Here is a 22,333-nt window from a genome sequence, read left to right as displayed (position 1 = left end):
GTGAACGCCGCGGCGAGGCGCAGCGCCGCCTGCCGGGTCGCGTTGGCCTCGGCCGCGGCGGCGGTGCCGGCAGCGCGGGCGCGGTCCAGGACGTCGAGGAGATCGACGGCCTCGTCGCAGAACGCGACCTCGGCGCGCAGCCGCGGCTGCCGGGCGAGGCGTTCGCGGGTGCCGCGCAGGATCGTGGCGACCTTCGTCGCCGACGTCGGTTCGGTGACCAGGCTCAGCAGGTACTGCACGAAGTCGTCGGACGTCTTGAACTTGAAGTGGTGCTCGATGCCGCCCTCGGCGGCGTTGATCCGCAGGATGGCGGTGAACAGGCCCGGGTCGAGGCCGCGGTCGTGCAGCGCCTGCGCCCACCGGTCCTGTTTCGTGGTGACGAGGGCCTCGGCGGTGGCGGGCAGCGCCTCGACGGCGCGGACGAACTCCTTGAAGTCGGCGCCGGCGAACGGGAGGCTCTCCACGTCGGGGCCGGGGGTGAACGCGTACCAGCTCTGCTTCAGCCGGTCGTGTCCGGCGGTCGGGTCGGCGGGCTGGACGCGGTCGGTCCACTCGTAGACGGCGCCGGTGACGAGCCGCCGGCCGGTCGGGTCGGTCCACTCCACGACGACGTGGCCAGTGTCGGCGCCGAGGATGCAGTCCTCCAGGTGCCGGCCGGTCGTCGCGGTGGCGAGGAAGTCCCGCCGGTCCGGCCGGATCAGGGCGCAGACCAGGGCGATCAGCGTCGACTTGCCGCCGCCGTTGCGCATCCACAGGATCGTGTCGAGGGGTTTGCCGTCCCGGCCGGTGAGGTCGAGCCACACGTCGCGGAACCGCGCCGCGGGCGAGCCGACCCGGTCGAGGTAGATGCGGCGGATCTGCCACAGCCGAGCGGGCGCCACCATCAGCCCACCTCCACAGACCGGCGCACCGCGCGCAGTGCCTCCAGTGCTTCACCACCGGCCACGTCCGCGACCAGCAGCCGGAAACGGTCGGTGAGCTGGTACGACGTCGCCCCCATCTGCGGTAGCTGCCGGGCCGCGCCGCGCTCGACCAGCCAGCCGAGGACCTCGAGGACGGCGAACTGGGTGCAGCCGCGGGCCGGGCCCGGCAGGCGGTCCTTGGGTTTGAACGCGGCGGTGCGCCGGTACACCTCGGCGGCCTTGCGAGCCTGCCCGTCGACGGTGTCGGGGTCGCCGGGCAGGGCGAGGACCCGGTCGATCGCGTCGCGGATGAACCGGTCCAGCGCCGCGACCTCGACGAGTTTCACGTCGGTGCCGTCGAGGTCGACGTCGTGCGGGAACGCATACGCGGCGATGCCGAGCACGACGAGGCCGGCGATGAGCTTGTCGTCGGCGGCCATGCTGCCGCCGCGCAGGTCCGCCATCCGCAACGCGAAGACGCTGCCCGGCTGGGTGCTCAGGACCAGGCCGGTGCGGGCCGGCGCGCCGAGCACGACAAGGCCGAGGCCGCCGGCGACGGTGTCGACGGCGTCGCGGAAGCCGGTGTTGGTCCGGTACCGCTCCAGCAGCTGCCCGTAGGCGTTGCCGTCGGTCGGCCGGGCGCCGGTGCGCAGCCCGAACGCGACCAGCTCGGCGGCCGCCCACACGTCCTCGATCGGGACCGTCACGCCTCGTGCCCTCCTTCGTAGCTGACCAGCAGGTCGTCGCCCCACGCGAGGGGATGCTCGAGGCGGCCGCCGGAGCGCTCCGCCGACAGCGCCGACACCAGGGCGGTGAGGTCGGCGCCGCCGTCCGTGTCGGGTTCCTTGTCTGGTTCTTTGTCTGGTTCTTTGTCTGGTTCCTTGTCGGGGTCGGCGACGTCCGGCGCGTAGGACCACAGGGCGGTCAGCAGCACCAGCTCCCGCAGGTCGTCGCCGCCGTGCACGGTGGCGCCCAGCAGGTCGGACAGCGCCACCGGCCCGTCCGATGCGCGGCGCAGGATGCGGGTCGCCTCGGCCACCACCGCCGGTGGGTACGCCTGCAGGTCCACGCCCTCGACCTCGCCGGGCGTCTCGGGCTCCACGTCGTCGGGTTCGGCCGCGCGGGGCGGGGCGAGCAGCATGTCGACCAGCGAGTCCAGCTGCAGCAGCCGCGGTACCCGCAGGCCGAGCACCCTGTCACCGAACGCCTCGGCGACGACCCGGGCGTCGTCGGCGGGCGCGTCGAGCACCGGGTGGAACAGCTCCGGCTCGATGTTGAGCAGCCGCAGGTGGACCCGGCGGGCGAACACCTGGCTGAGCTGCGCCTGCAGGAACACGCCCCGGGCGCCGGCGACCCGCTCGGCGAGGTCCAGGTGCACCCGGCGGATGCGGCGCAGGGTCTCCACCAGGTCGCCGGATGCCTGCCGCACGGCGCTGTCGGTCTCGGTGTCGATGCCGGCCGCGACGTGGTTGAGCACCTCGGCGTCGGCGGCGATGCGGGCCTCGACGTGGTCGCGGGCACGGGCGAGGCGGTGCGGTACATCGGTGATCCAGTCGAACGCGCGCACGTCGCGGCGGGTGGCGTCGAGGACGTCGGCGAGCGAGGCGGACATCGCCACGGACACCCGCTCCGCCTGGGTCGCGGTCCGGGCCGCGGCCTCGAAACGCCGGTCCCGCAGCTGCCGCTGCAGCACCACCGAGAACGCGGCCTCGGCGTCGTCGACGTCCAGGTCGAGGCCGTTGAGATACAGCATCACCGCCTGGTGCGAGGCGAGCACGACCGCGCCGTCGGGGCCGTCCTGCAGCTGCAGCAGCTTGAACGCGTACTCCTCGCGGCGCGGCGGTGACTGCAGCGCGTCGACGAACGCGTAGACGAACGCACCCTGGTTGTCCGTGTCGTTGAGCAGCCCTTTGACGACCCAGCGGGCCGCGTCCTGGTGGTCGTCGCCGGTACCGTCGGGATGCATGACAGCGGCAAGCTCCGCGGTCGACTCGATCAGCTCGGCGAGGGTGACCTGCCGGGCGAACCCCATCGACGCGACCGCGATGTCGACCGCGGCGAGGGCCAGCTGGCGCAGGTCATATGCCTGGTGGACGCCGGTGTGGGCGGCGTTGCGGACCAGCCGCGCGACCGGGTCGGTGAGGATCAGCGCCCGCCAGCGGGCCCGCATCGACGCGTCGGCGGCGGGCGAGCGGACCTCCGGCTGCGCGGAGCTGCCGGCCGGGCCGCTGTCGAACAGGTCCGGCTGCCATTCCTGCGCCACGCTGTGCTGCTCCCCCGGGTCTGTTCCGCTGCGGTCCGCTCCGCCACGGTCCGCTTCGTTGCGGTCCGCTTCGCTGTGATCGGCAAGGATATCGGCCGAAACCGGTGGTCGTCACATCGTGGCCCGGTCCCGGCACGTCCGGGGGACGGCGCGCGTAGCCTGCGGGGTGTGCTCGCCGTCCTGTTCATCGCCGTGGCATACACGGTGCTGATCGCCCTGCACGCGTGGATGATCCGGCACCACCGCGTCGAGGGCGCCTACGAGCCGCGGGCCGCCCGGTGGCTCGCGTCCCGGTTCGGCCCGCTGCCGCCGCCGCGCCCGGCGGGCACCTTTCTGGCCCGCCAGGAGGCGAAGGCGTTCGACCGGTTGCTGACCGGCGACCTGGACCCGGCCGACTACCGGGCGCTGATGGCGGCCGTCGCCGCCCAGGACGCGCTCGAGCGGCCGCTGCGGGTCCCGTTCCCGCGCCGCTGACTCAGCCCGGCGGTCCGAGCTGGATCGCGCCCTGACCGACGTCTGTGGTCGCAGTCACAGTGCCGTCGGGGCGCAGGGTGAGGACCTTGCCGTCCTGCGGGGCCAGCAGCGCACTGTCGCTGATCCACACCGCGTCGTGCGGGAACGGCTGGCTCTGCCCGGTGGCGACGTCGTAGAGCCGCCCGGTCGGCGCCCCGCCGGGCGGGCCCGCGATGACGTGACGCCCGTCGGGAGACCAGGAGTACGGGCCGAACGGCACCGCGGTGACCGGCAGCGACCGGGTCGGTGCGCCGGTCTCGACGTTGAAGAACTGCAGCCGGCTGACCCGCTCCTCCGCCTCGCCGCCGGAACGGTCGGCAATGGGCACGGACACCTCCCGCCCGTCCCGCGTCCAGGTGAAGATGCACTCGCTGCAGTCGTACCGGTCGACGTCGATCCAGTGCTTGCCGATCGTGCCGGTGTGCGCGTCGATGACGGCGAACCCGACCTTGAACGGCTCCTTCTGGGTGATCCCGGCGGCCAGCCGGTCCCCGGCCGGTGACCAGCTGTAGAAGCCGATGATGCCGTCGGGGTCCACGGTCACCGGGTTCGTGCCGCGCACGTCGGTGATCTGTACCGAGGACGGCCCGTCGAGGATCAGGACCCGGTTGCCGGCCGGCGCCGGCGTCACCGGCTGCTGCATGCTGATGTATTCGCCGGTCGCCCGGTCGAGGACCTGGTCGCCGATGCCGGTGACGACCCAGCCGCCGGGCAGCCCGGGCGTCGCCGTGGAACTGGGGGGCATTGATCTGGGGGCGGAGGCGGCCGGAGGGCCGGAGGCGGCAGGCATCGGGGACGGTGCCGTGCCGCCCGGCCAAGACAGCACGACCCACGGCAGGGCGACGGCCACCACCGCCAGGACCGCGCCGGCGGCGACGCCGAGCCGGCGGGTCCGGCGGATGCGCCGGCCCTTGGCCATGCTCCGCGCGGCGAGCCCGGCCGACGGGCCTCGCAGCTCACCGGCCATCTCGTCGATCGTCTCGTGGAGCAACTGCTCGAAGCGCATCAGTGCCGTCCTTCCACGAGCTCGGGTGACCAGTCGAGCTGCGGCACCAGCTCCCGTAGTTTCGCCAGGCCCCGGGATGCCTGGCTGGCGACAGTGCCCTGGCGGCAGGACAGCACCGCGGCGGTCTCCTCGACGCTCATGTCCTCGAAGTACCGCAGGATCAGCACGGCCCGCTGGCGCGGTGGCAGCGCCTTCAGTGCGTCGCGCAGCAGCAGCCGCAGCGCGGTGTCGGCCTCCATGTACGGGTGGCCGGCCCGCTCCGGTGGCTCCGCCACGGTGACCTCGGCCTGCCGGCGCCGGCTGCGCCACCCCGACGCGAACTCGTTGTAGATCATCCTGCGGAGGTAGGGCTCCGGCTCGTCGATGCGCCGCCACCGGGCGAACGCCTTGGCCAGGGCGGTCTGCACCAGGTCCTCGGCGGCGTGCCGGTCCCCCGTCAGCGCGTACGCGGTCTTGAGCAGCGCATGCGCACGCTGCTCGACGAAGGCCGAGAACTCGGCCTCCTCGGGTGTCTGCACGGCGGGCACCTCCTTCACCCTCCCTGACGCCGAGGGCGGCGGAAACTTTGCACGCCGTTCAGAGGTCGGTGGTGCGGACCCACTCGGGCAGCGGCTCCCGGTGGGTGAGCCAGGCCGGCGGGATCGCGGCGCGACCCGCCGCCGCGGCGACCACGCCGCCGACGATCGCGGCGGTGGTGTCGATGTCGCCGCCCGCCTCCACGCAGGCGAGGATCGCGGCGCGGTAGTCGGCCAGGTGGGTCGCGGCGGCCCACAGCGCGAACGGGACCGTGTCCTGGGCGAGGACCTGCGAGCCGTTGCCGAGCGTGTAGGCGGCCTCGGCCACACTCGCGCCGAGCAGGTCCCGGGCCCGTTCCAGGCCGGTCTTCACCTGGCTGTCGACCTGGTAGGCGAGGACCGCGTCGAACAGCTCGACCGGCTCCAGCGGCGCCTCCACGAGCCGGGCCCAGCCTGCCTCGGCGGCCGCGACGGCGACGGCGACCGCGCCAAGGATGCCCTCGCTGTGCGCGTGGGTGACCTCGGCGGTCCGCATCGCGTCGAGCGCGGCGCTGCGGGAGTCCCCGGCGTGGAACGCGCCGAGCGGGGCGACCCGCATCGCGGCGCCGTTGCCCATCGAGCCGAGCCCGTCGAACACGGCACGGGCCGCCTCCCGCCACGGCACGCCGTCGCGGATCTGGTGCAGGATGACCACGGCGCCGCCGCCGTAGCCACGGTAGGGCTCGCAGCGGCGGGCGAACGCGGCGGCGAGGCGGTCCCGGTCGATGCGGCCGTGGACGGCGAGCTCGTCGACGATCGAGCAGGCCATCTCGGTGTCGTCGGTCCACGGCCAGGCGCCGGGCGGCTCGCCCGCTTCGGTGATGTGGGAGACGGTGGTGCCCGGCACGAAGAACTGGGCGCCGACCGCGTCGCCGACGGACAACCCGTCAAGGCTTTCGCAACAGAGGTCGAGTGAGGTCATGTCGACCGCCATGATGCCACTGCTGTACCCGCTGTGACAGGGTGGTCCGATGTCCGAGGTCACCGCCGACGGCCGTCCCGTCGGTCTGTACGCGGTGCTGCCTGCCACCGGCGAGCCCGCGTTCGTGCACGCCAACGTCCCGGCGGGCGCGACGATCCTGGACCTGAGCGGCTGCGGCGGCCGGTTCGCGGACCCGCTCGTCGAGCTCGGCCATCCGGTCGTCGTCGCGGACGACGCCGCCGCGATCCTCGCCCAGGTGCGCGGCGCGCGGACCGTGCTCGCCGACCTCTCGACGCTCGACCTGGGCGAGCGTTTTGCGGTGGTGCTGGTCGCGAGCACCCGGGTCAACGCGGCCGATGTCGCGGTGCGGACGACACTGCTCGATGCGTGCCGGCGCCATGTGACCGCGGACGGCCAGGTCGTCATGCACTGGCTGCCGCCGTCGTGGTTTGCCAGGGCAGCGTCGTACACGGGCCGGGCCTGGCCGGTCGAGGTCACGTTCGAGGTCGAGTCCTTCGACGGGACGGTGCTGCACAGCCGCGGGACCTACCGCACGGACAGCGCGAGCTGGGAGCAGCGCGCGTCGGTGCGCCGCCTGAGCCGCGCCGACCTGCACGCCGCTCTGGCCGGTGCCGGGCTGCGCTTCGACCGGCACCTGCGGGGCGGCCGACAGTTCTTCTCCGCGGTGCCGGTCGGCCCGTAGCGGCGTGTGCGGTCTCAGCGTCCCGCAAGCGGCTTGAGCGTTCGCACGACGGTGGCGGCGTCGGTACCCCCGCTGTGCGAAGACTAAATCGCAATCGGCGGCGCCGGGAAGAGTTTCAGCGTCTCCACGGCGAGCCGGCTCAGCACCTCGTCCTGCTGGTGCTCGGTCAGGCCGGTGAGCGGCTGCGAGGCGTCGTTGAACGCCTGGAATTGGGCGAGCTCCGGAATCTGCGCGAACACGCTCGGACCGACGATCACCGGCCAGATCCGGCAGCCGTCGGCGCGGGCCGCGGCGAGCAGCTTCGGCAGCTCGACCTCGGTGATGAACGTCGAGGCCAGGAAGTGCTTCGTGATCAGCAGGATCGCCGCGCCGGCCCGCTCGAGCGCCGCCTCGATCTCGTCGCGCCACAGGTCACCGGGGTTGAGGTTGGTGTCGGCCCACACGTCGACGAACTGGCGGGTCTCCAGCGGGGTGAGCTGCAGGCGCAGCCGCCGCAGCCATTCGGCGTCGGCGTGGCTGTAGCTGACGAAGATCTGCGACCGGCTCATGACCTCACGCTTCCCGGACGCCTCGATGAGCTCCTCACGCCGCCGCTGGCGCAGGTAGAACAGGAACAGCGGGTCCTCCACGACGAGCTGGCGGGCCTGCACGTCCAGGAACAGGTGCTGCTGCAGCCGCTGGCCGACGTCACCGTCGAACCCGTCAGGGAACGCGTCGAGCAGGCAGCTCTTGATGTCCCGGCCCAGGAGCCGGTCGGTGCGTTCGACTGCGTCCAGCGACAGCGCGCCGTCGGTCTTCGCCAGGTGCAGCAGCAGGTCGATGCAGACCCGCCGCTTGGCGCCGTCGAGGCTGCAGAAGGTCCGGACGACCTCCTTGTGCGTGGAGCTGAGCGTGTTGTCGACGTAGACCAGCGCCCGCTCGATCCCCTCGGCGATGACCGTGGGCTGCTCGGCGGTCCGGTCGACCTTGCTGAGGAACGCCATGTGCAGGCAGAGCATCTGGGCGATGTTGAGGCTGCCGGCGGCCTCCCGCACGATCGCGTCGGCCTGCGCGAACGAGACGTTGAGCGCCTGCTCCCCCTGCCGGATCATGCGCAGCACCAGCTCGTCGCTCACCTTGGGAATCCGGAAGATCCGGATGCGGGTGGCGAGGTCGTAGCTGAAGCGGACCAGGTTCCGCCCCGTCTCCGGGATGCCGATGATGATCAGCCGCCGGTCCTCGGCGGCGCGGTCCGCCAGGTGCTTGAGGTAGTCGGTGAGCCTGTCGCGCAGGTCCCGGGGCAGCCGGTGGAAGTCGTCGACGGTGACGATGCCCGTGTGGTCGCCCGCGAGGATCTCCCGCAGCCGCGGATGGTCGTCGTCGCCGCGCCCGGACAGCTGCTCGACCTGATGCCCCTCCCGCCGCGCCTCGTCGAGGCACCTGGCGACCAGCGTCGTCTTGCCGATGCCGGTCGGCCCCTCGATCACGATGCCAAGGCCCGGCTGCCGCAATGCCATCTGCAGCAGCGCGTAGTCGGGCGGCTCGACGAAGGTGTACGTGGGCACCCCGTTCTGCCGGAACACCGTGCCCAGCTGGTACTCCGGCGTGTCGACCCGCAGCGGCGGCGGGCCCCGTACCACGTCGGGCTCCGGCTCGATGTCCGGCAGCCGGTCCGGGTCGGCGCCGGGCAGCCAGGTCAGCGCCTGCCCGGCGATGCGCCGCACGAGCAGGTCGGGCGCGCCGGCGGCCAGGTCGGCGACGACGGCCAGGATCGCCTCGTCGTGCGCCGCCACCGCGCACAGCGCCCGGATCGCCGCCTCCCGCACCTCGCTGTGCACGTCGCGGACGTTGTCGGTCAGCACCCGCAGCACCTCGGGGTCCCCGGCGTGCCGGGCCACCAGCCTGGTCGCCGCGCTGCGCACCGCGGCGACGGCGTCGCCGCGCGCGAGCCAGACGACGGCGGCATGCGCGTCGGTGCCGGCCGCCCACCACTCGTCGAGCAGGCGGCCGGCGGCGATCCGAACGGCCGGGTTGGCGTGCCCGGCGTGCCCGATCAGGATGACCTGGAGCTGGCTGCCCGCACCGAACGTGCGGGCGACCGTCGCGCCGACGGCACTGATCACCGCGGCGCGCGAGTCCTTGCGCAGCACGTCGAGCAGGAGGTCGAGGGTCGCACGCTCGGCGGACAGCGACACCAGCAGCGTCGCCGCCGCCGCCCTGATACCGGCCGGGCGGTCGTCGGTCAGGTGACGGCGGACCGCGTCGGCCGGGGGCAGGTCGCCGCGCAGCTCCGCGGGCAGGCCGACCATGGCGTCCACGATCAGGGCGAAGACCGTCGGGTCGGATTCGACGCCGAGCCGGTCGGCGAGGAGCGGGACCAGCTCGGGCCAGCCGTCGGCGTGCTCTATGAGAATCCGCAGCGCCACCGCGCGGATCGGGGCGTCCCGGTCGTGCATGGCCCGGGCGACCAGCAACCGGCGGACGGCCCCGGTGCCGCCGTGCGCCCGGAATGCCTCGACCGCGGCGAGCCTGACCGCGGCGACGGTGTCCGTGGCGGCCGCCCGGTCGAGCAGGTCGTGCACCCGCGCGTCGGTGCCGAGACGAGGACCCACGCCCTTGACCACGGCCAGGCGCACCAGCGGGTCGCTGTCGTCCCGCGCCGCGGCGGCCAGCACCGGCAGCGTCGCGTCCGGGTCGTGCCAGGTCTGGGTGAGGCGGTCGGCGGCGGCCAGCCGGACCTCGGCGGGAGCGTACTGGAGGCAGTACTCCAGCAGCGTCCGGACCTCCGCGTCGGCGGGAAAGAGCTCGTCGGCCACCGTGATCGCGGCTCGCCGCACGGCCGGGGACTCGTCCTGGGATCGGGCCCGGGCGGCGAGCACCTCGCGGACCGCCGGGACGGCACGTTCGTGCAGCATCCGTGCCACGGCGGCGACGATCCCGGCATCGGTGTCCGTGCGGAGCTGGTCGAGCAGGACCTCCTGGAGGTTCACGGCACTGCCACCGCCGTCCCGGCGAGGGCCGTCAGGGCGGCCAGCCGGACCCGGCCGACGGGTTCACCGGCGAGCCGTTCGAGCAGCAGGCGATCGAGGTGCCCGCCGGCCATCAGGGGGCGCAGCGCCGTGGCGGCGGCCGCCATGACCTCCGCGCTGGGGTCGTGGGTGATCCGCTCGGTGAGCAATGCCTGGATCTCGTCCCGGTCGATGCTCGGGTCGAGCGCGGCGACGGCGGCAGTTCGTACACCGGGATCCAAGTCACCGGTGATGACCTGCATGAGCAGGCGGCGGGCCGGCAGGTCCGCGGCGAACCGCGCGCCCAGCACCCGAACGGCCGCCGCTCGCACCGCCGCGGCACCGTCGCTGTGCGCGGTCGCGACCAGCACGTCGCGGAGCTGGGCGCTGCCACCGGCGGCGGTGCCGAGCGCCTCGACCGCCGCCAGCCGGACCGCGGCGCGTTCGTCGAGGCGGGCCAGCGCGTACAGCCGGGCCCGGGTCCGCGCCGGCAGGCCGCTGTCGGTCGGGAAGCTGCCGGTCCGGCCCACCGCCGCGGCGAGCTCGGCCAGCCCGCTGACCGCGGCCAGCGCCGCGTCGGTGTCGTCGCCGGTCACCTCGAACAGCTCCTCGACCGTCTCGGAGCGGGTCGCGAGGATCGCGGCGAGCCGGGCCGCCGGCGCGGCGACCGGAGCCCAGCTGAGGTGCCGGCCGCGGCGGCGGTACCAGCGCAGGTAGGTCTCGGCTCCTGGCCAGCCGGGACCGATCTCCCGGGCAGCGGGCAACATCTCCTGCTCGATCAGGGCGACGGTGTCGTCGTCGTCGATGGACACGCAGTGCTCGATCAGCAGGATGACCTGACGGAGCAGTTCCTGCGCCACCTTCTGATCGCCCCTGCGGATGTCGCCGAGGCACTGCACCGCGAGCACGAGGTTCCGCGGCGGCTTGTCGAACGCACCGGACGGCCATGGACGGTTGACACCGGTCGCCAGCAGTTCGATGAGGTCGTCGGCATGCCGATAGGCCAGCATGCCGACGACCAGCCGGAGCACCTCGTGCCACGAGACGTCATTTCCGTGCCTGGTGAACAGCTCGGTGAGGTCGGTCTCTGCAAACGTCCGCTGCGTGAGCCGACGGACGATTGCGGTGGCGGCGAAGTACTCCAGAAACACCCGATGGACGAATCCGTAGAGATCGGGACCGAACCTGCTGAGGATGAAGTTGCGCTCCCGGAACTGGCTGATGATCGCCCGGGCAGCAGTAGTCGCCGTTTGCCGGTCCAGCCCGAACTGCTCGGTCAGATAGCCTTCGACGACGTCGTGCAGGGCGTCGGCTGGGATGAAGTTGGCGAGTCCGAACGGGCTGTTCTGCATCGACTGAGCGACCAGCTCGAGTATCTCCAGCTTGTCGGCCACATCGATGTTGGGCAGGACGCCGGAGAGGGTCTCCACCATGTGCCGATTGACGTCCCACCGCTCGACCAGCACCTGCACGGTGTGCTGGTAGAGCCGCGCGCGGGACCTCGGGAGGTCCTGCCGTCTTCCGATGAGCGCCAGCACCGTCAGCAGCATCGGGTTGCCGGCCAGCTCGCGTAACGATGGAGTGGTCGTCGTCGCCTGCAGCAGCCGCCTCCGGCGGACGGAGGCACCAGCCGGGTCGTCGTGCATGGCGAGGGCATACCAGCCGGTGACGAACGCGTCGATCTGACGGTCGTCGAAGTCCTGGAGCACGACGTGGACAAATCCGGCCGACCTGAGCGCCTGGGGCGAATATCCGACGATCCTCGACGTGACGACGGCCCTCACCCGCGGGAACTCGGCCGAGAACGCCGCTATCTGCTCGGTGATCTCGCTGCGCCGTCGCGGGTCGAACACCTCGTCAAGACCGTCGAAGATGACCAGGGCGGAGTTCGCGGACGCCAGGTAGGCCAGCAGCGTGGCCCGCTCGAACCCGAGCCCGTCGACGCGGGCGAGGTGGTCGAAGTAGTCGACGAAGGTGTTGCACCTGCCGCCGGCGCGCAGTTCCGCGTAGGTGCGCAGCTCCACCAGCAGCGGCAGGTGACCGTCGAGCGCAGCAAGCCGGTCGTCAGCCGGGGCGCCGTCGTAGGCGAGGGACAACGCCACGTACCGCGCCAACGTCGACTTGCCCGAGCCGGGATCCCCGAGCACGACCACCGCCCTGTTGCCGGCGGCCGTGAGCACGTCGAAGAGGCCGGCCGTGCCAGTGTCGCCCTCGCGCCGGATCCTCGGCTCGACGAAGACCGACCCGAGCCGCAACGCGGGCACGGCCGCGTCGTCCAGCGGCGCGAGCACCTCCAGGTCCAGGCCGCTGTAGCGCTGGTGGAGCCGGTCGTAGTAGCCCTGCCGCGTGTCCGGGCTCAACGCGGCGCTGGGGCCGGTCGACCGGCTCATGTCTACGAGGGTGTTCGCGACCGCGGCGGTGACGAGCCCGCCCAGATCACTCGGTCCGCTGAAGAAGGAACATACGTGCCGGTCGGCCAGCTCGGCGCGGAACGCATCGATGCGCATCGCATCGTCGTCCCGGTCGAAGAACCTCCGCGGCCACGGCGCATCCTCGTCCAGCAGGAAGATCAGGCAGGGTTTGCCGGCCGCCACCGCGGCGCGGTATTCAAGTTCGGTGTTCGAGCGGTCCTGCCCGGGCGCCACCACTCCGTATCTCCAGGCGAAGATGCCGATGTAGAGATCGGACTCCGCCGCTTCACGCACACCGTGCTCGAGCGCAGCAGGATCTTGCGGGGCGAATTGCTCGAGCATGACGGCGTTCACGTGCAGCCGGCGCAGTGCGAGCAGCACCGCCGACCGGCATTCCACAAGATCCTCGTACGTTGACGAGACGTAGGCTGTGGTCACTGCATTCCCGCCGACGCAGTATCTGGGGACACCGGAATAGTAACTACGCGGTGACTTCCAGCGTCGCCTTGGCAGCGTGTTTGCTGGTGAGACCGGCCAGTTCGACGGTGGTGGTGCCGCGCTTGAGGGTGCCGGTCGGCACGGCCCACTCGACCGTGCCGCCGGCGACAGTCTGGCCAAGGGCCGCCGGCATGACCGAGGGCCGGCCTGATCGTGGCGGGTGCCGACGAGTTTGTCAGTTGGGGCGAATCAGGCTCATGCCTCCGTTGGTGACCAGCGATGCGTGCACGTCGACGACGTCGACGCGGGTGGTCCCGGACGCGATTTCGAATCCGACACGTTGGGGGAAGTGGCCGTAGAGCCGGAAGCAGAGTTCCAGCGGCCGCCAGGGGGCAGTGAGTGAAGCACCTTTGCTGCTGCTGGCGGTGCTCTGTCCGAGCTGTCTTGCGGTCATGGTGACGCTGCTGGAGGCGGTGTGCGCCGAGACCCGGGCGCTGACGCACACATCGGTATCGTTCGGCAGTTCGATGCTCTGATATACGGCGCCTCCGACGCCGGACACGGCGCCGGACTGGCCGCCCTCATATGCGGCGCTGCCAGTAACGAGGCCGAGGAAGGCCGGCGCGGCAGTGTTCCAGAGGTGGGTGGCGCCGTTCATGCCGGACTGCGCGTCCAGCACCGGATGAAGGTCGACTGCATCGACGAGCAGCGGAGGTGTACCGGCCGCCGGAACGATCTCGACGCGCACCTTGTCGTACAGCTTCACGCTGCTCGCACAGGCCTCGACCTGGGTCCAGTTGTTCCCGCCGGGCAGCGACGTGAAGTCCTTCTGGCTCGTCGTGACGATCGGGAACGGGAAGTGGTTGGTAATCAGCGAGACGACCAGCGATCCGCCGGCGCCGGTGCTGTTGCCGTACGAGGCGACGTATGCCGAGGCGCAGTAGTCCTCGAACCCCGAAGGGCTGACCGTGAACTCCTGGTACACCGGTGCGCCGGTGACCGCGCCGAATCTGGCCCCCTCGAACGGATCGTTGCCGGTGACCCCGGCTCCGTAGGTGGTCAGGGTGCCGCCGGTGCCGACCGACCAGTCGGTGCCGCCGATATTGAACCCGCCGTTCTTCGCCTTGCTGGCGTGCATGTCCACCGCGTCGATTCCCATGGCTGGACCATTGACGCCGGGATAGAACTGCGTGCGCACCGTTGTGTGTGCACCGGTCGCCGTGACGCAGGCGCTGATCGGGGTCCAGCCGTTGTTGCCGGGGACGCCTACGAGTTGCTTGCTGGAGCTTTCGGTGACACCGCCGATGAGATGGACCGTCAGCGTGATGGAGCCGTTGCCGGCACCTGCGGTAACGACCTCGGCGCTCGCACAGAACGTGTCTCCAGCCGCGACAGCGACAGCCTTGTCCTGATAGATCCCGCCGCCGCTGAGGGTGGTGCTGATGGAACCGTACGTGGGGCCCTCGTACGCGGTGGTGGCTGTTTCGCCGTTGCCGTACTGGTAGGCGGTGGTCCCGGGCATCTGCTGCCAGTACGCGATCCCTGGCCACGCCGCGGTCGCAAGGGACGGTGTCGCCACGGCGACGGCCGCGGTGACCGTGACCATGAGCGCCGGTAGCACGGCCTTGCGCTGCCATGTTCCGCTGCGACCGCGGTCGCGTTGAGCCTCTGCTGTTCTTGGCACGACTCCCCCTTTGCACTGGAACCTGCGGTTCAGGTACGGAAAAGGTCTTTCCACCGTCCGTGGAATCGGCGATCTCTTTCCGGCTGCCGGGAGGATGCTCTGATTCTCAGAACAGGCATGATCGACGCGCGCACGGCGGCGCGTCCAGGACGATGGGGCTCGACTCCGCTCAATTCGCGGCGTTCGACTCGCATGAATTGTTTGCGGCGGCCGAAAGCGTCGTCAAGGACGTCGACGCATACACTTCTGTATAGGGAGGCAACCGAGTGGACCCAGGCGTCGACGATCCCGATCCGCGCGATGCGACGTGGGCGCTGGAACACCTCCGGTCGCCGGAGCGGCACCGAGCGGATCCGTTGACTCAAGGCCTGCTTGTCGCGGGCCTGCAAGCCATTTCAGCGACGCTCAAGACTCGGCATGCGGACCGTGAGACCCCGCTGCTGGACGTCGTCTGGCCGAGCCGCGACAGCATCATCGCCTGCTACAACGCGCGCAGGCCGGCAGCAGAGCACGTCACCTACGCCGTGCTCGCATATCGGTGGCGGACAATGGCGGACTTCTACGCCGACCTGTTCGCGTGGGCACTGCACCCCGCTCAGTACCTGGGTCACCGCAGCATTGCGCAAGTTTCGGCGCCCTCGGTCATGACGTCCGGCGACCTGTCGTCGACGGCCGCGGCGGTCGCCTATGAGGAGATCACCGGTATCCTGCGCGGACCGGTTTTCAGGATGAAGTTGTTGATCAGCCTCATGGACCCGGTCAGCCCTGTTTTCCATGGTGCGCTGGAGCGGTACTACACCGCGGCGACCGACTGGTGGAGCACGACCTATCGGGCGATCCTGGCCGCGGCGGGCCTGGAGTTGCGAGCCGACATGCCGCTGTCGGCCTTCTCGGCACTGATGACCGCTATGGCCGAAGGACTGGCACTGCGATTTGTGGCGCGCCCGCAGGAGTTCGATCACCAGCTGGAGAGCGTGGCACGGACGCTTGCTGTCGGTGCGATGGCCCTGATACACGGATCGACCGCTGAGCCTGGCGACGGCAGAAGTCTCGCGGAGTACTTTCAGCAACGGTTCGCCTCCTGAGAAGCTGGCCTGAACTTTCGTCTCACGCGGCATCGAGCAGGCGACACAGTCCACGCGGACCGGAGGGTCAGTGGCGGTCTGCACCAGCTCGACGATGCCGGCGGCCCTCGTGAGCTTCCTGCGATAAGTCAGACCATTGATCACCACAGAATTCCCTACACCAGCGGGAGCTGGCGCCGATCAGCTGAACAGGGTTCCCGAGTGAGGGTGGCGGTTATGGGAACGAAATCGATCGACGCGGCATTCGACAATCGCTCGCTGTCGAGCAAGATCGCAACGGCGGTGCTCGTGGCTACGCTGGCGGGGCTTGTCGTCGGGGTCGTTGCCGTGCGGGCCATGAGCACGATGAGCACGGAGTCCGCGCACGCGCAGCACACGACCATCGAGTCGCTGAGCGAGTCGGGGCGCTTCGCCAAGAACATCGAGGCGTACAGCGGCGGACTGTCCGCGCTGAGGTTGTATCCGGCCATCGCGGACCGGATCAAGCAGGGCCTGGTGACGAACAAGCAGGCGGTTGACGAGTCGCTGAAGAGCCTCGCCACGGACCTTGCCGGCACGCCGGGCGGTCCCGCGATCGTGGCCAAGGCGGAGAAGGACTGGAACGCCTACATCGCCTTCCTGGCGGTCGATCGCTCCACCGCCGCGCCCGCGGACCTCAACGCCGCGGTCCAGGAGTACGACGCGCTCTACGGCGCGCTCATCGCCGACCAGACCGCGCTGCAGAAGCTCGCCACAACGCAGGCCGAGGCGAGCATCAAGGACGGCAAGGACAGCTCCAGCACCGCGACCCGGACCGTCGTCATCGTGCTCGCCATCGGCATCCTGCTGAGCCTGCTGCTTGGATTGCGGGTCGCCCGCCGGGTACGCCGTGCCGTTCAAGGTGTGCTGCACGTCGCCGACGGTCTGGCCGACGGTGACCTGACCCGCTCCTCGGGCGTCACGACCCGCGACGAGGTCGGGCTGATGGCCGCCTCACTCGACCGGGGCATCGCCCGGCTGCGCGAGGACCTGGTGCAGCTGGCCGGCAACGCCACCACGTTGCAGACCGCGGCGACGCAGCTGAAGACCGCATCCCAGACCGTCGACGCCAACGCCGCCGAGGCGTCCGCGCAAGCCGGTACCGTCGCTGCCGCCGCGAGCGTCGTGTCGGACAACCTGCAGATCGTCTCGACCGGCTCGGAGGAGATGGGCGCCTCGATCCGGGAGATCAGCACCTCGACCTCCGAGGCGACCACCGTCGCCGCGCAGGCGGTCAACGTGGCCGCCACGACCAACGCGACCGTGGCCCGGCTCGGCGAGTCGTCGACCGAGATCGCCACCGTGGTCAAGGTCATCACCGCGATCGCCGAACAGACCAACCTGCTGGCCCTCAACGCGACCATCGAGGCCGCCCGCGCCGGCGAGGCCGGCAAGGGCTTCGCCGTCGTCGCCAGCGAAGTCAAGGACCTCGCCCAGGAGACGGCCAAGGCCACTGAGGACATCGTCGCGCGGGTCGAGACCATCCAGTCCGACACCGACAGCGCAGTCACCGCGATCGGTGAAATCACCACGATCATCGAGCGGATCAACAGCATCCAGCTCGCGATCGCCTCCGCCGTCGAGGAGCAGTCGGCTACCACACACGAGATGAACCGCACCCTCACCCACGCGGCCGAGGGCGCCGGCAACATCGCCGCCACGATCTCCGGAGTATCCGACGCCGCCCGACGGACCACCGACACGGTCGGCGACACCCGCAACGCCGCCGACGAACTGGCCGGGATGGCCTCCCAGATGCAACTCCTGGTGTCGCGGTTCCGCTACTGACAACCGCACATCAGGCGGCCTTCGACCCCGAACTCTCCAAACGGCGGCGTACCGTGCAGCGGCGACGGCGGCGTTTGGAAGGATGGCCACGTGGCCGAGCTCTTCATCAGTTACGCCCGCGCCGACGCGCCATACGTACAACGGTTGGCGTCGACCCTCGCGGCGGCCGGGTTCGACGTGTGGCACGACGCGGATCTGCGTCCGGCCGACAGTTGGTCGTCGATGATCCGTGAACAGCTCGACGCCTGCACCGCGGTGCTCGTCGTCATGTCGCCGGACGGCGAGGCGTCGAAATGGGTCGAGCGGGAGCTCAACTACGCCGAGAAGCGGGGAAAGCCGATCGTTCCGCTGCTGCTGGCCGGCGATGTGTACTTCCGGCTCAGCGACCTCCACTTCGAGGACGTCCGGGACGGTGGGCCGCCGTCGGCGAAGCTGGTGGACCGGCTGCGCCGCCTCCTCCCAGGCTCCACGGCGCCGCTGGACGTAGGGTTGGTCCACGCTCTGCCCGGGCACACGAGCCGGATACGCTCGGTCGCCTACTCGCCCGACGGGCGGTTCCTCGCCACCGCGAGCGCCGATGGGACCATCCGGATCTGGGAGTCCGGCACGGGTAGGCACCGACGGACGCTCGAAGGCAACCGGGGACCGGTATTCGGCGTCGCCTACAGCCCTGACGGCGGGCAGCTGGTCAGCGGCGGCGACGACCACACCGTCCGGCTCTGGGATCCGGCCACCGGCAAGCAGCAACGGTCGGAGTCCTGTGGCTCGCCCGTGGTGTCGGTGGCGTGGGATCCGGTGCAACCATTGATTGCGGCTGCCTCCGATTCGGCGGCGGTCAGCGTCCTGCACTCGTCGGACCTGTCGAGATACCGCTCGCTGACCGGCCACACCGACTGGGCCCGCGCGGTCGCCTTCTCGCCCAAGGGTGATCTGTTGGCCACCGGCGGAGACGACGGAACCGTGCGTACCTGGCACGCCCGCGGCGGGGACCACCTGTCCACGCACACCAGCCACACGGGATCGGTGCGGGCACTGGCCTTCTCGGTGTCCGGTGACGCCATCGCCTCAGCCGGCTACGACCGCACCATCCGGATCTTGCACGCCCGGATGGGATCGGTACTGCGCACCCTGGACGGACACTCGGCGCTGATCCGGTCCCTGTCGTTCGCGCCTGACGGGATCCACCTGGCCAGTGCGGGCGAGGACGGCGAGCTGCGGATCTGGAACCTCCAGACCGGACTGTGCCGGGCCGTCGTCAACGCACAGCAGCGGCTCTACGCCGTCGCGTTCGCCCCCGGCGGCGACCATCTCGCCACCGGTGGACTGGACATGACCGTGCGGATCTGGCGGATGGCGGTCGACGCCCGCCGGTGAGCGGCACCGACCTCAGAGGAGTTTGTCCAGGGTCAGCGGGAGGTCGCGGATACGCCGGCCGGTGGCGTGGAACACGGCGTTGGCGATCGCCGGAGCCACACCGATGAGGCCGACCTCGCCGACGCCCTTGACGCCGACCGGGTTGAAGCGGTCGGGCGCGCCGACGAAGGTCACGTCGAGGTCGGGTACGTCGGCGTTGACGGCGATGAGGTAGTCGCCGAAGGTGGCGTTGGCGATCCGGCCCGTCGCCGGGTCGGTGACGGTCTCCTCCAGCAGGGCCATGCCGATGCCGCCGACCGTGCCGCCGATGATCTGGCTGCGGGCCGTCTTGGCGTTGAGGATGCGGCCGGCGTCGACGACTGAGACGAGCCGGGCCACGTGGATGCGTCCGAGGTCGGCGTCGACGTGGACCTCGGCGAACCGGGCGGCGAACGGGCCGGCCGGGGCCAGGCCGAGCTCCTCCGGCTTGGCCGGCACCGCCGATCCGTCCGCCGTCAGGTCGGGCCGGTCGTGGCGTTCGAGGATCTGGCCGTACGACTCGGAGATGGAAGGATCGTCGCGGCGCTGCAGCCGCCCGTCCACGGCGACCACGTCGGCTGCGGTGAGGCCGCGCAGCGGCGAGGCGATGTCGTCGGCAACGAGGTCGAGGAACGCCTGGATGAGGTTGATGGCGGCGGCGTGGATCGCGCTGCCGAGCGAGGCGGTCATGCCGGAGCCGCCCTGCGGCGGCGCCGCCGGCAGGTCCGTGTCGCCGAGGCCCATGCGGACCTGGTCGACCCGCAGCCCGAGGCGTTCCGCCGACAGCTGGGTCATCACGGTGTACGTGCCGGTGCCGATGTCGGTGGCGGCGCTACGCACGAAGGCGCGGCCGTCCCGGTCGATGGTGGCGCGGGCGTCGCATGGCTGCTGGAACCAGAAGAAGCTGACGCCGGCCATGCCGTAGCCGATCAGCGTGTCGCCGCGGCGTGCGGAGCGGGGTGTGGGGTCGCGGTTCCACCAGCCGAACCGTTCGGCGCCGAGTTCGTAGCACTCCCGCAGTGCCTTGCTCGACCACGGCAGCCGCAGCTGTGGATGCTCGTCGGCGTGGTTGCGCAGCCGCAGCTCCAGCGGGTCGACGCCGAGGGAGTAGGCGAGTTCGTCGAGGGCGCATTCGAGAGCGAAGTGGCCCTGCGCGTCGCCGGGGCCACGCATCGACGACGGTACCGGGATGTTGAGCCGGCGCAGCGAGTCGCGGGTGGTGACGTTCGGGCAGGCGTAGCCGACCGCGGAGACGGCGGTGACGGGCTCGGGGAGGTTGTCGTCGTCGACGGCTGCGGTCTGCACCGAGTGGTGCTCGATGGCGGTGAGCGTGCCGTCGCGGCGGGCGCCGATGCGGACCCGCTGCACCGTCGCCGTTCGGTGGCCGATGCCGGTGAACATCTGTGGGCGGGTCAGCACGAGCTTCACCGGGCGGCCGACGACGCGGGCGGCCATGGCGGTCAGGACGACGTGCGGCCAGACACGCAGGCCGGCACCGAACCCGCCGCCCACGAACGGGGCGAGGACCCGCACGTCGCGCTCCGGCACGCTGAACGCGGCGGCGAGGGTCGCGCGGGTCGAGTCGGGCCACTGGGTCGCGTCGTGGACGGTGAGCCGGTCGCCGTCCCACGCGGCGACGGTCGCGAACAGGCCCATCGGGTTGTTCGTCTCGTCGGGCGTGGTGTACTCGGCGTCGACGATCACGTCGGCGGCGGTGAGGCCGGCGGCCGAGTCGCCGCGGGTCTGGTCGGTGCCGTAGGGGTTCTCGACGGTGACGGCGCGCGGGTCGTCGAGGTCCAGCACGGCGTCGGCGCGCTCGTAGGTGACGTCGACCAGGCGGGCCGCCGCGGTCGCCTGTTCGGCCGTGTCGGCGACGACCAGTGCGACGTACTGTCCATGGTGGACGATCGTCCGGTGTTGCAGCGGCTGGGGCGGCTGCGACCAGAGGCCGGTGTCCGGCCCGCGCTGGACGCGCGGCGCGTTGTCAGGCGTGACGACGGCGACGACGCCGGGCTCCGCCTCGGCCCGGGACGTGTCGATCCCGGTGATGCGGCCCGCCGCGATGGTGCTGCGGACCAGGACGGCGTGGGCGAGACCCGGATAGGTGACGTCGTTGGAATACTGCGCCCGGCCGGACACCTTCTGCCAGCCGTCGACCCGGTCGATGCCGGCGCCGACGGCGGCGCGTTCGATGGTGGTCACGTCGCCGCTCCCGAGGTCTGGATCAACGCCCGGACGAGGGTCCGCTTGGCCAGCTCGACCTTGAACTCGGTGCCGGGCACGGTGAACGGCCGCTGGACCGCGGCGTCGGCGGCGGCGCGGAAGGTCGCCTCGCCGATCGGTGCGTCGCGCAGGACGTCCTCGGCGTCCCACGCTCGCCAGGGCACGGTGCCGACGCCGCCGAGGGCGATGCGGGCCGAGACGACGAGCCCGTCCTCGACGACGGTCGCGACCGCGGCCGAGGTGAGTGCGAACTCGTACGAGGCGCGGTCGCGGACCTTGAGGTACGTGGTACGGGCCCGCTCCGGCAGCAGCGGGATCTCGACCTCCGCGATCAACTCGCCGTGCTGCAGCACGTTCTCGCGGTCCGGCGTCTCCCCCGGCTGGCGGTACAGCTCGGTGATCGGCACGGTCCGCGGGCCCTGCGCCGAGCGCAGGTGCACGATGGCCCCGAGGGCCGTCAGCGGCACGGCCAGGTCCGATGCGTGCAGCGCGATGCACGACGGCGACGCGCCGAGAATGGCGTGCATGCGGGCGACGCCCTCCACGGCGGCGCAGCCGCTGCCCGGCATCCGCTTGTTGCAGTGCTCGACGGCGAGGTCCCGGAAGTACCGGCACCGGGTGCGCTGCAGCAGGTTCCCGCCGATCGTGGCCATGTTGCGCAGCTGCGGCGAGGCGCCGAGCAGCAGCGCGTCGCGCACCATCGGCAGCAGCCGGCCGACGCTGGCGTCGGCGGCCATCTGCGCCATGGTCGTGGTCGCGCCGACCCACAACGCGCCGCCGTCGACGCGTATACCGGACAGCGGCAGGCGGCTGATGTCGACCAGCCGGCGGGGCGAGACGACGCCGTCCTTGAGCACCAGGTCGAGCTGGGTCGTGCCGCCGGCGAGGTAGGCGGCCTCGGGATCGGCGCTGACCTCTGCGATCGCGGCCGTCGGGTCGGCCGCGAGCGTGTACGCGAACGTCATCGGTCGGCCATCTCCCGGATCGCGGCGACGATGTTGGGGTAGGCGCCGCAGCGGCACAGGTTGCCGCTCATGAACTCCCGGATCTCCTCATCGGTGCCGGCCCGGCCCTCGTCCAGCAGGGCGAGGGCGGACATCACCTGCCCGGGTGTGCAGTATCCGCACTGGAACGCATCGTGGCGCACGAACGCCTCCTGCATCGGGTGTCCGCCGCCGAGCCCCTCGACGGTGAGGACCTCCCGCTCGCTGGCCTGCGCGGCGAGGGTCAGGCAGGACAGCACCCGCCGTCCGTCGACGAGGACCGTGCACGCCCCGCAGGTGCCCTGGTCGCAGCCTTTTTTCGGCCCGGTCAGCCCGAGCCGGTCCCGCAGCGCGTCGAGCAGCGTGACCCCGGCGTCGAGTCGTAGCTGCTCGGGCCGCCCGTTGATGGTGGCGTCCACCGTGATCTCGTTCAGCACCGGGCGGGGCTACCCGGGGCCGTT

The 22,333-nt window shown here is 71.4% G+C and carries 18 protein-coding genes; 5 read left to right on the top strand and 13 right to left on the bottom strand.

Translation table 11 applies throughout. The features are described from left to right. The 3 genes from AB0K00_RS20210 to AB0K00_RS20200 form a co-directional block, all read right to left on the bottom strand. Positions 1-884, bottom strand: an 884-nt coding sequence (locus AB0K00_RS20210; protein ID WP_363522782.1) for a hypothetical protein, incomplete at its 3' end; no start/stop codon positions are given. Next, positions 884-1,609: a hypothetical protein gene (locus AB0K00_RS20205; RefSeq protein WP_363522780.1), complete on the bottom strand. Its 726-nt coding sequence runs from the start codon at positions 1,607-1,609 to the stop codon at positions 884-886. The genes AB0K00_RS20210 and AB0K00_RS20205, both read right to left, overlap by 1 nt. Beyond that, entirely contained in the window at positions 1,606-3,165 is a 1,560-nt protein-coding gene (locus AB0K00_RS20200) for a hypothetical protein (protein ID WP_363522779.1), read from the bottom strand. Before AB0K00_RS20200 ends, AB0K00_RS20205 begins: the two co-directional genes overlap by 4 nt. A gap of 168 nt (positions 3,166-3,333) precedes the next feature. Here AB0K00_RS20200 and AB0K00_RS20195 point away from each other — a divergent pair, with 168 nt between their 5' ends. After that, positions 3,334-3,639 carry a hypothetical protein gene (locus AB0K00_RS20195; protein WP_363522778.1) on the top strand — a complete coding sequence of 102 codons (306 nt, stop codon included), beginning with the start codon at positions 3,334-3,336 and terminating at the stop codon, positions 3,637-3,639. Position 3,640: 1 nt separating this feature from the next. On the opposite strand, the gene AB0K00_RS20190 is transcribed toward AB0K00_RS20195, so the two are convergent. From AB0K00_RS20190 to AB0K00_RS20180, 3 genes are read right to left on the bottom strand one after another with little or no spacing between them, the layout of a single operon-like run. Continuing rightward, positions 3,641-4,684 (bottom strand): hypothetical protein, encoded by a 1,044-nt coding sequence (locus AB0K00_RS20190; RefSeq protein WP_363522776.1) that lies wholly within the window; start codon positions 4,682-4,684, stop codon positions 3,641-3,643. Beyond that, positions 4,684-5,202, bottom strand: coding sequence for a SigE family RNA polymerase sigma factor (locus AB0K00_RS20185; RefSeq protein WP_363522775.1), 519 nt, complete (start codon positions 5,200-5,202; stop codon positions 4,684-4,686). Before AB0K00_RS20185 ends, AB0K00_RS20190 begins: the two co-directional genes overlap by 1 nt. A gap of 58 nt (positions 5,203-5,260) precedes the next feature. Further along, on the bottom strand, positions 5,261-6,160 hold the full coding sequence (locus tag AB0K00_RS20180; protein WP_363522773.1) for an ADP-ribosylglycohydrolase family protein: 900 nt from the start codon (positions 6,158-6,160) through the stop codon (positions 5,261-5,263). A gap of 49 nt (positions 6,161-6,209) precedes the next feature. On the opposite strand from AB0K00_RS20180, the gene AB0K00_RS20175 reads away from it, so the two are divergent. After that, on the top strand, positions 6,210-6,863 hold the full coding sequence (locus AB0K00_RS20175; protein WP_363522771.1) for a hypothetical protein: 654 nt from the start codon (positions 6,210-6,212) through the stop codon (positions 6,861-6,863). An 83-nt stretch (positions 6,864-6,946) separates the two neighbouring features. Here AB0K00_RS20175 and AB0K00_RS20170 read toward each other — a convergent pair whose 3' ends face one another. Genes AB0K00_RS20170 through AB0K00_RS20155 form a run of 4 tightly spaced genes read right to left on the bottom strand, consistent with a single transcriptional unit; the run spans position 6,947 to position 14,221 of the window. Then, positions 6,947-9,832: a HEAT repeat domain-containing protein gene (locus tag AB0K00_RS20170; protein ID WP_363522769.1), complete on the bottom strand. Its 2,886-nt coding sequence runs from the start codon at positions 9,830-9,832 to the stop codon at positions 6,947-6,949. Then, positions 9,829-12,699 (bottom strand): DUF4062 domain-containing protein, encoded by a 2,871-nt coding sequence (locus AB0K00_RS20165; RefSeq protein WP_363522768.1) that lies wholly within the window; start codon positions 12,697-12,699, stop codon positions 9,829-9,831. The genes AB0K00_RS20170 and AB0K00_RS20165 overlap by 4 nt, the downstream gene beginning before the upstream one ends. Before the next feature lie 43 nt (positions 12,700-12,742). Further along, a complete protein-coding gene (locus AB0K00_RS20160) occupies positions 12,743-12,892 on the bottom strand; it encodes a hypothetical protein (protein WP_363522766.1) in 150 nt (49 codons plus the stop codon). A gap of 42 nt (positions 12,893-12,934) precedes the next feature. Next, positions 12,935-14,221, bottom strand: coding sequence for a hypothetical protein (locus AB0K00_RS20155; RefSeq protein WP_363522764.1), 1,287 nt, complete (start codon positions 14,219-14,221; stop codon positions 12,935-12,937). A 428-nt stretch (positions 14,222-14,649) separates the two neighbouring features. Between AB0K00_RS20155 and AB0K00_RS20150 the strand changes: the two genes are divergently transcribed. The 3 genes from AB0K00_RS20150 (at position 14,650) to AB0K00_RS20140 (ending at position 18,648) form a co-directional block, all read left to right on the top strand. Then, positions 14,650-15,468 carry a hypothetical protein gene (locus AB0K00_RS20150; protein ID WP_363522763.1) on the top strand — a complete coding sequence of 273 codons (819 nt, stop codon included), beginning with the start codon at positions 14,650-14,652 and terminating at the stop codon, positions 15,466-15,468. A gap of 216 nt (positions 15,469-15,684) precedes the next feature. After that, positions 15,685-17,274 carry a methyl-accepting chemotaxis protein gene (locus AB0K00_RS20145; RefSeq protein ID WP_363522762.1) on the top strand — a complete coding sequence of 530 codons (1,590 nt, stop codon included), beginning with the start codon at positions 15,685-15,687 and terminating at the stop codon, positions 17,272-17,274. Between the two features lie 90 nt (positions 17,275-17,364). Continuing rightward, positions 17,365-18,648: a TIR domain-containing protein gene (locus AB0K00_RS20140; protein ID WP_363522760.1), complete on the top strand. Its 1,284-nt coding sequence runs from the start codon at positions 17,365-17,367 to the stop codon at positions 18,646-18,648. A 12-nt stretch (positions 18,649-18,660) separates the two neighbouring features. Here AB0K00_RS20140 and AB0K00_RS20135 read toward each other — a convergent pair whose 3' ends face one another. From AB0K00_RS20135 to AB0K00_RS20125, 3 genes are read right to left on the bottom strand one after another with little or no spacing between them, the layout of a single operon-like run. Further along, positions 18,661-20,868, bottom strand: coding sequence for a xanthine dehydrogenase family protein molybdopterin-binding subunit (locus tag AB0K00_RS20135; RefSeq protein ID WP_363522758.1), 2,208 nt, complete (start codon positions 20,866-20,868; stop codon positions 18,661-18,663). Continuing rightward, positions 20,865-21,854, bottom strand: a complete 990-nt coding sequence (locus AB0K00_RS20130) for a xanthine dehydrogenase family protein subunit M (protein ID WP_363522756.1) — start codon at positions 21,852-21,854, stop codon at positions 20,865-20,867. The genes AB0K00_RS20135 and AB0K00_RS20130 overlap by 4 nt, the downstream gene beginning before the upstream one ends. Then, complete coding sequence (locus AB0K00_RS20125) at positions 21,851-22,309, bottom strand: (2Fe-2S)-binding protein (protein WP_363522754.1); 459 nt, start codon at positions 22,307-22,309, stop codon at positions 21,851-21,853. Before AB0K00_RS20125 ends, AB0K00_RS20130 begins: the two co-directional genes overlap by 4 nt. Between the last annotated feature and the right edge of the window lie 24 nt (positions 22,310-22,333).

This window comes from Dactylosporangium sp. NPDC049525 (assembly GCF_040676755.1).
Lineage (GTDB): Bacteria > Actinomycetota > Actinomycetes > Mycobacteriales > Micromonosporaceae > Dactylosporangium.
Note: the sequence above shows the minus strand (reverse complement) of the source record. Positions and strands in the feature narration are given on the sequence as shown.

Coding starts and splice junctions, on each gene's coding strand:
- AB0K00_RS20190 (WP_363522776.1), bottom strand. CDS start 4,684: ATGCGCTTCGAGCAGTTGCTCCACGAGACGATCGACGAGATGGCCGGT.
- AB0K00_RS20180 (WP_363522773.1), bottom strand. CDS start 6,160: ATGACCTCACTCGACCTCTGTTGCGAAAGCCTTGACGGGTTGTCCGTC.
- AB0K00_RS20175 (WP_363522771.1), top strand. CDS start 6,210: ATGTCCGAGGTCACCGCCGACGGCCGTCCCGTCGGTCTGTACGCGGTG.
- AB0K00_RS20160 (WP_363522766.1), bottom strand. CDS start 12,892: ATGCCGGCGGCCCTTGGCCAGACTGTCGCCGGCGGCACGGTCGAGTGG.
- AB0K00_RS20155 (WP_363522764.1), bottom strand. CDS start 14,221: ATGCCCGGGACCACCGCCTACCAGTACGGCAACGGCGAAACAGCCACC.
- AB0K00_RS20145 (WP_363522762.1), top strand. CDS start 15,685: ATGGGAACGAAATCGATCGACGCGGCATTCGACAATCGCTCGCTGTCG.
- AB0K00_RS20130 (WP_363522756.1), bottom strand. CDS start 21,854: ATGACGTTCGCGTACACGCTCGCGGCCGACCCGACGGCCGCGATCGCA.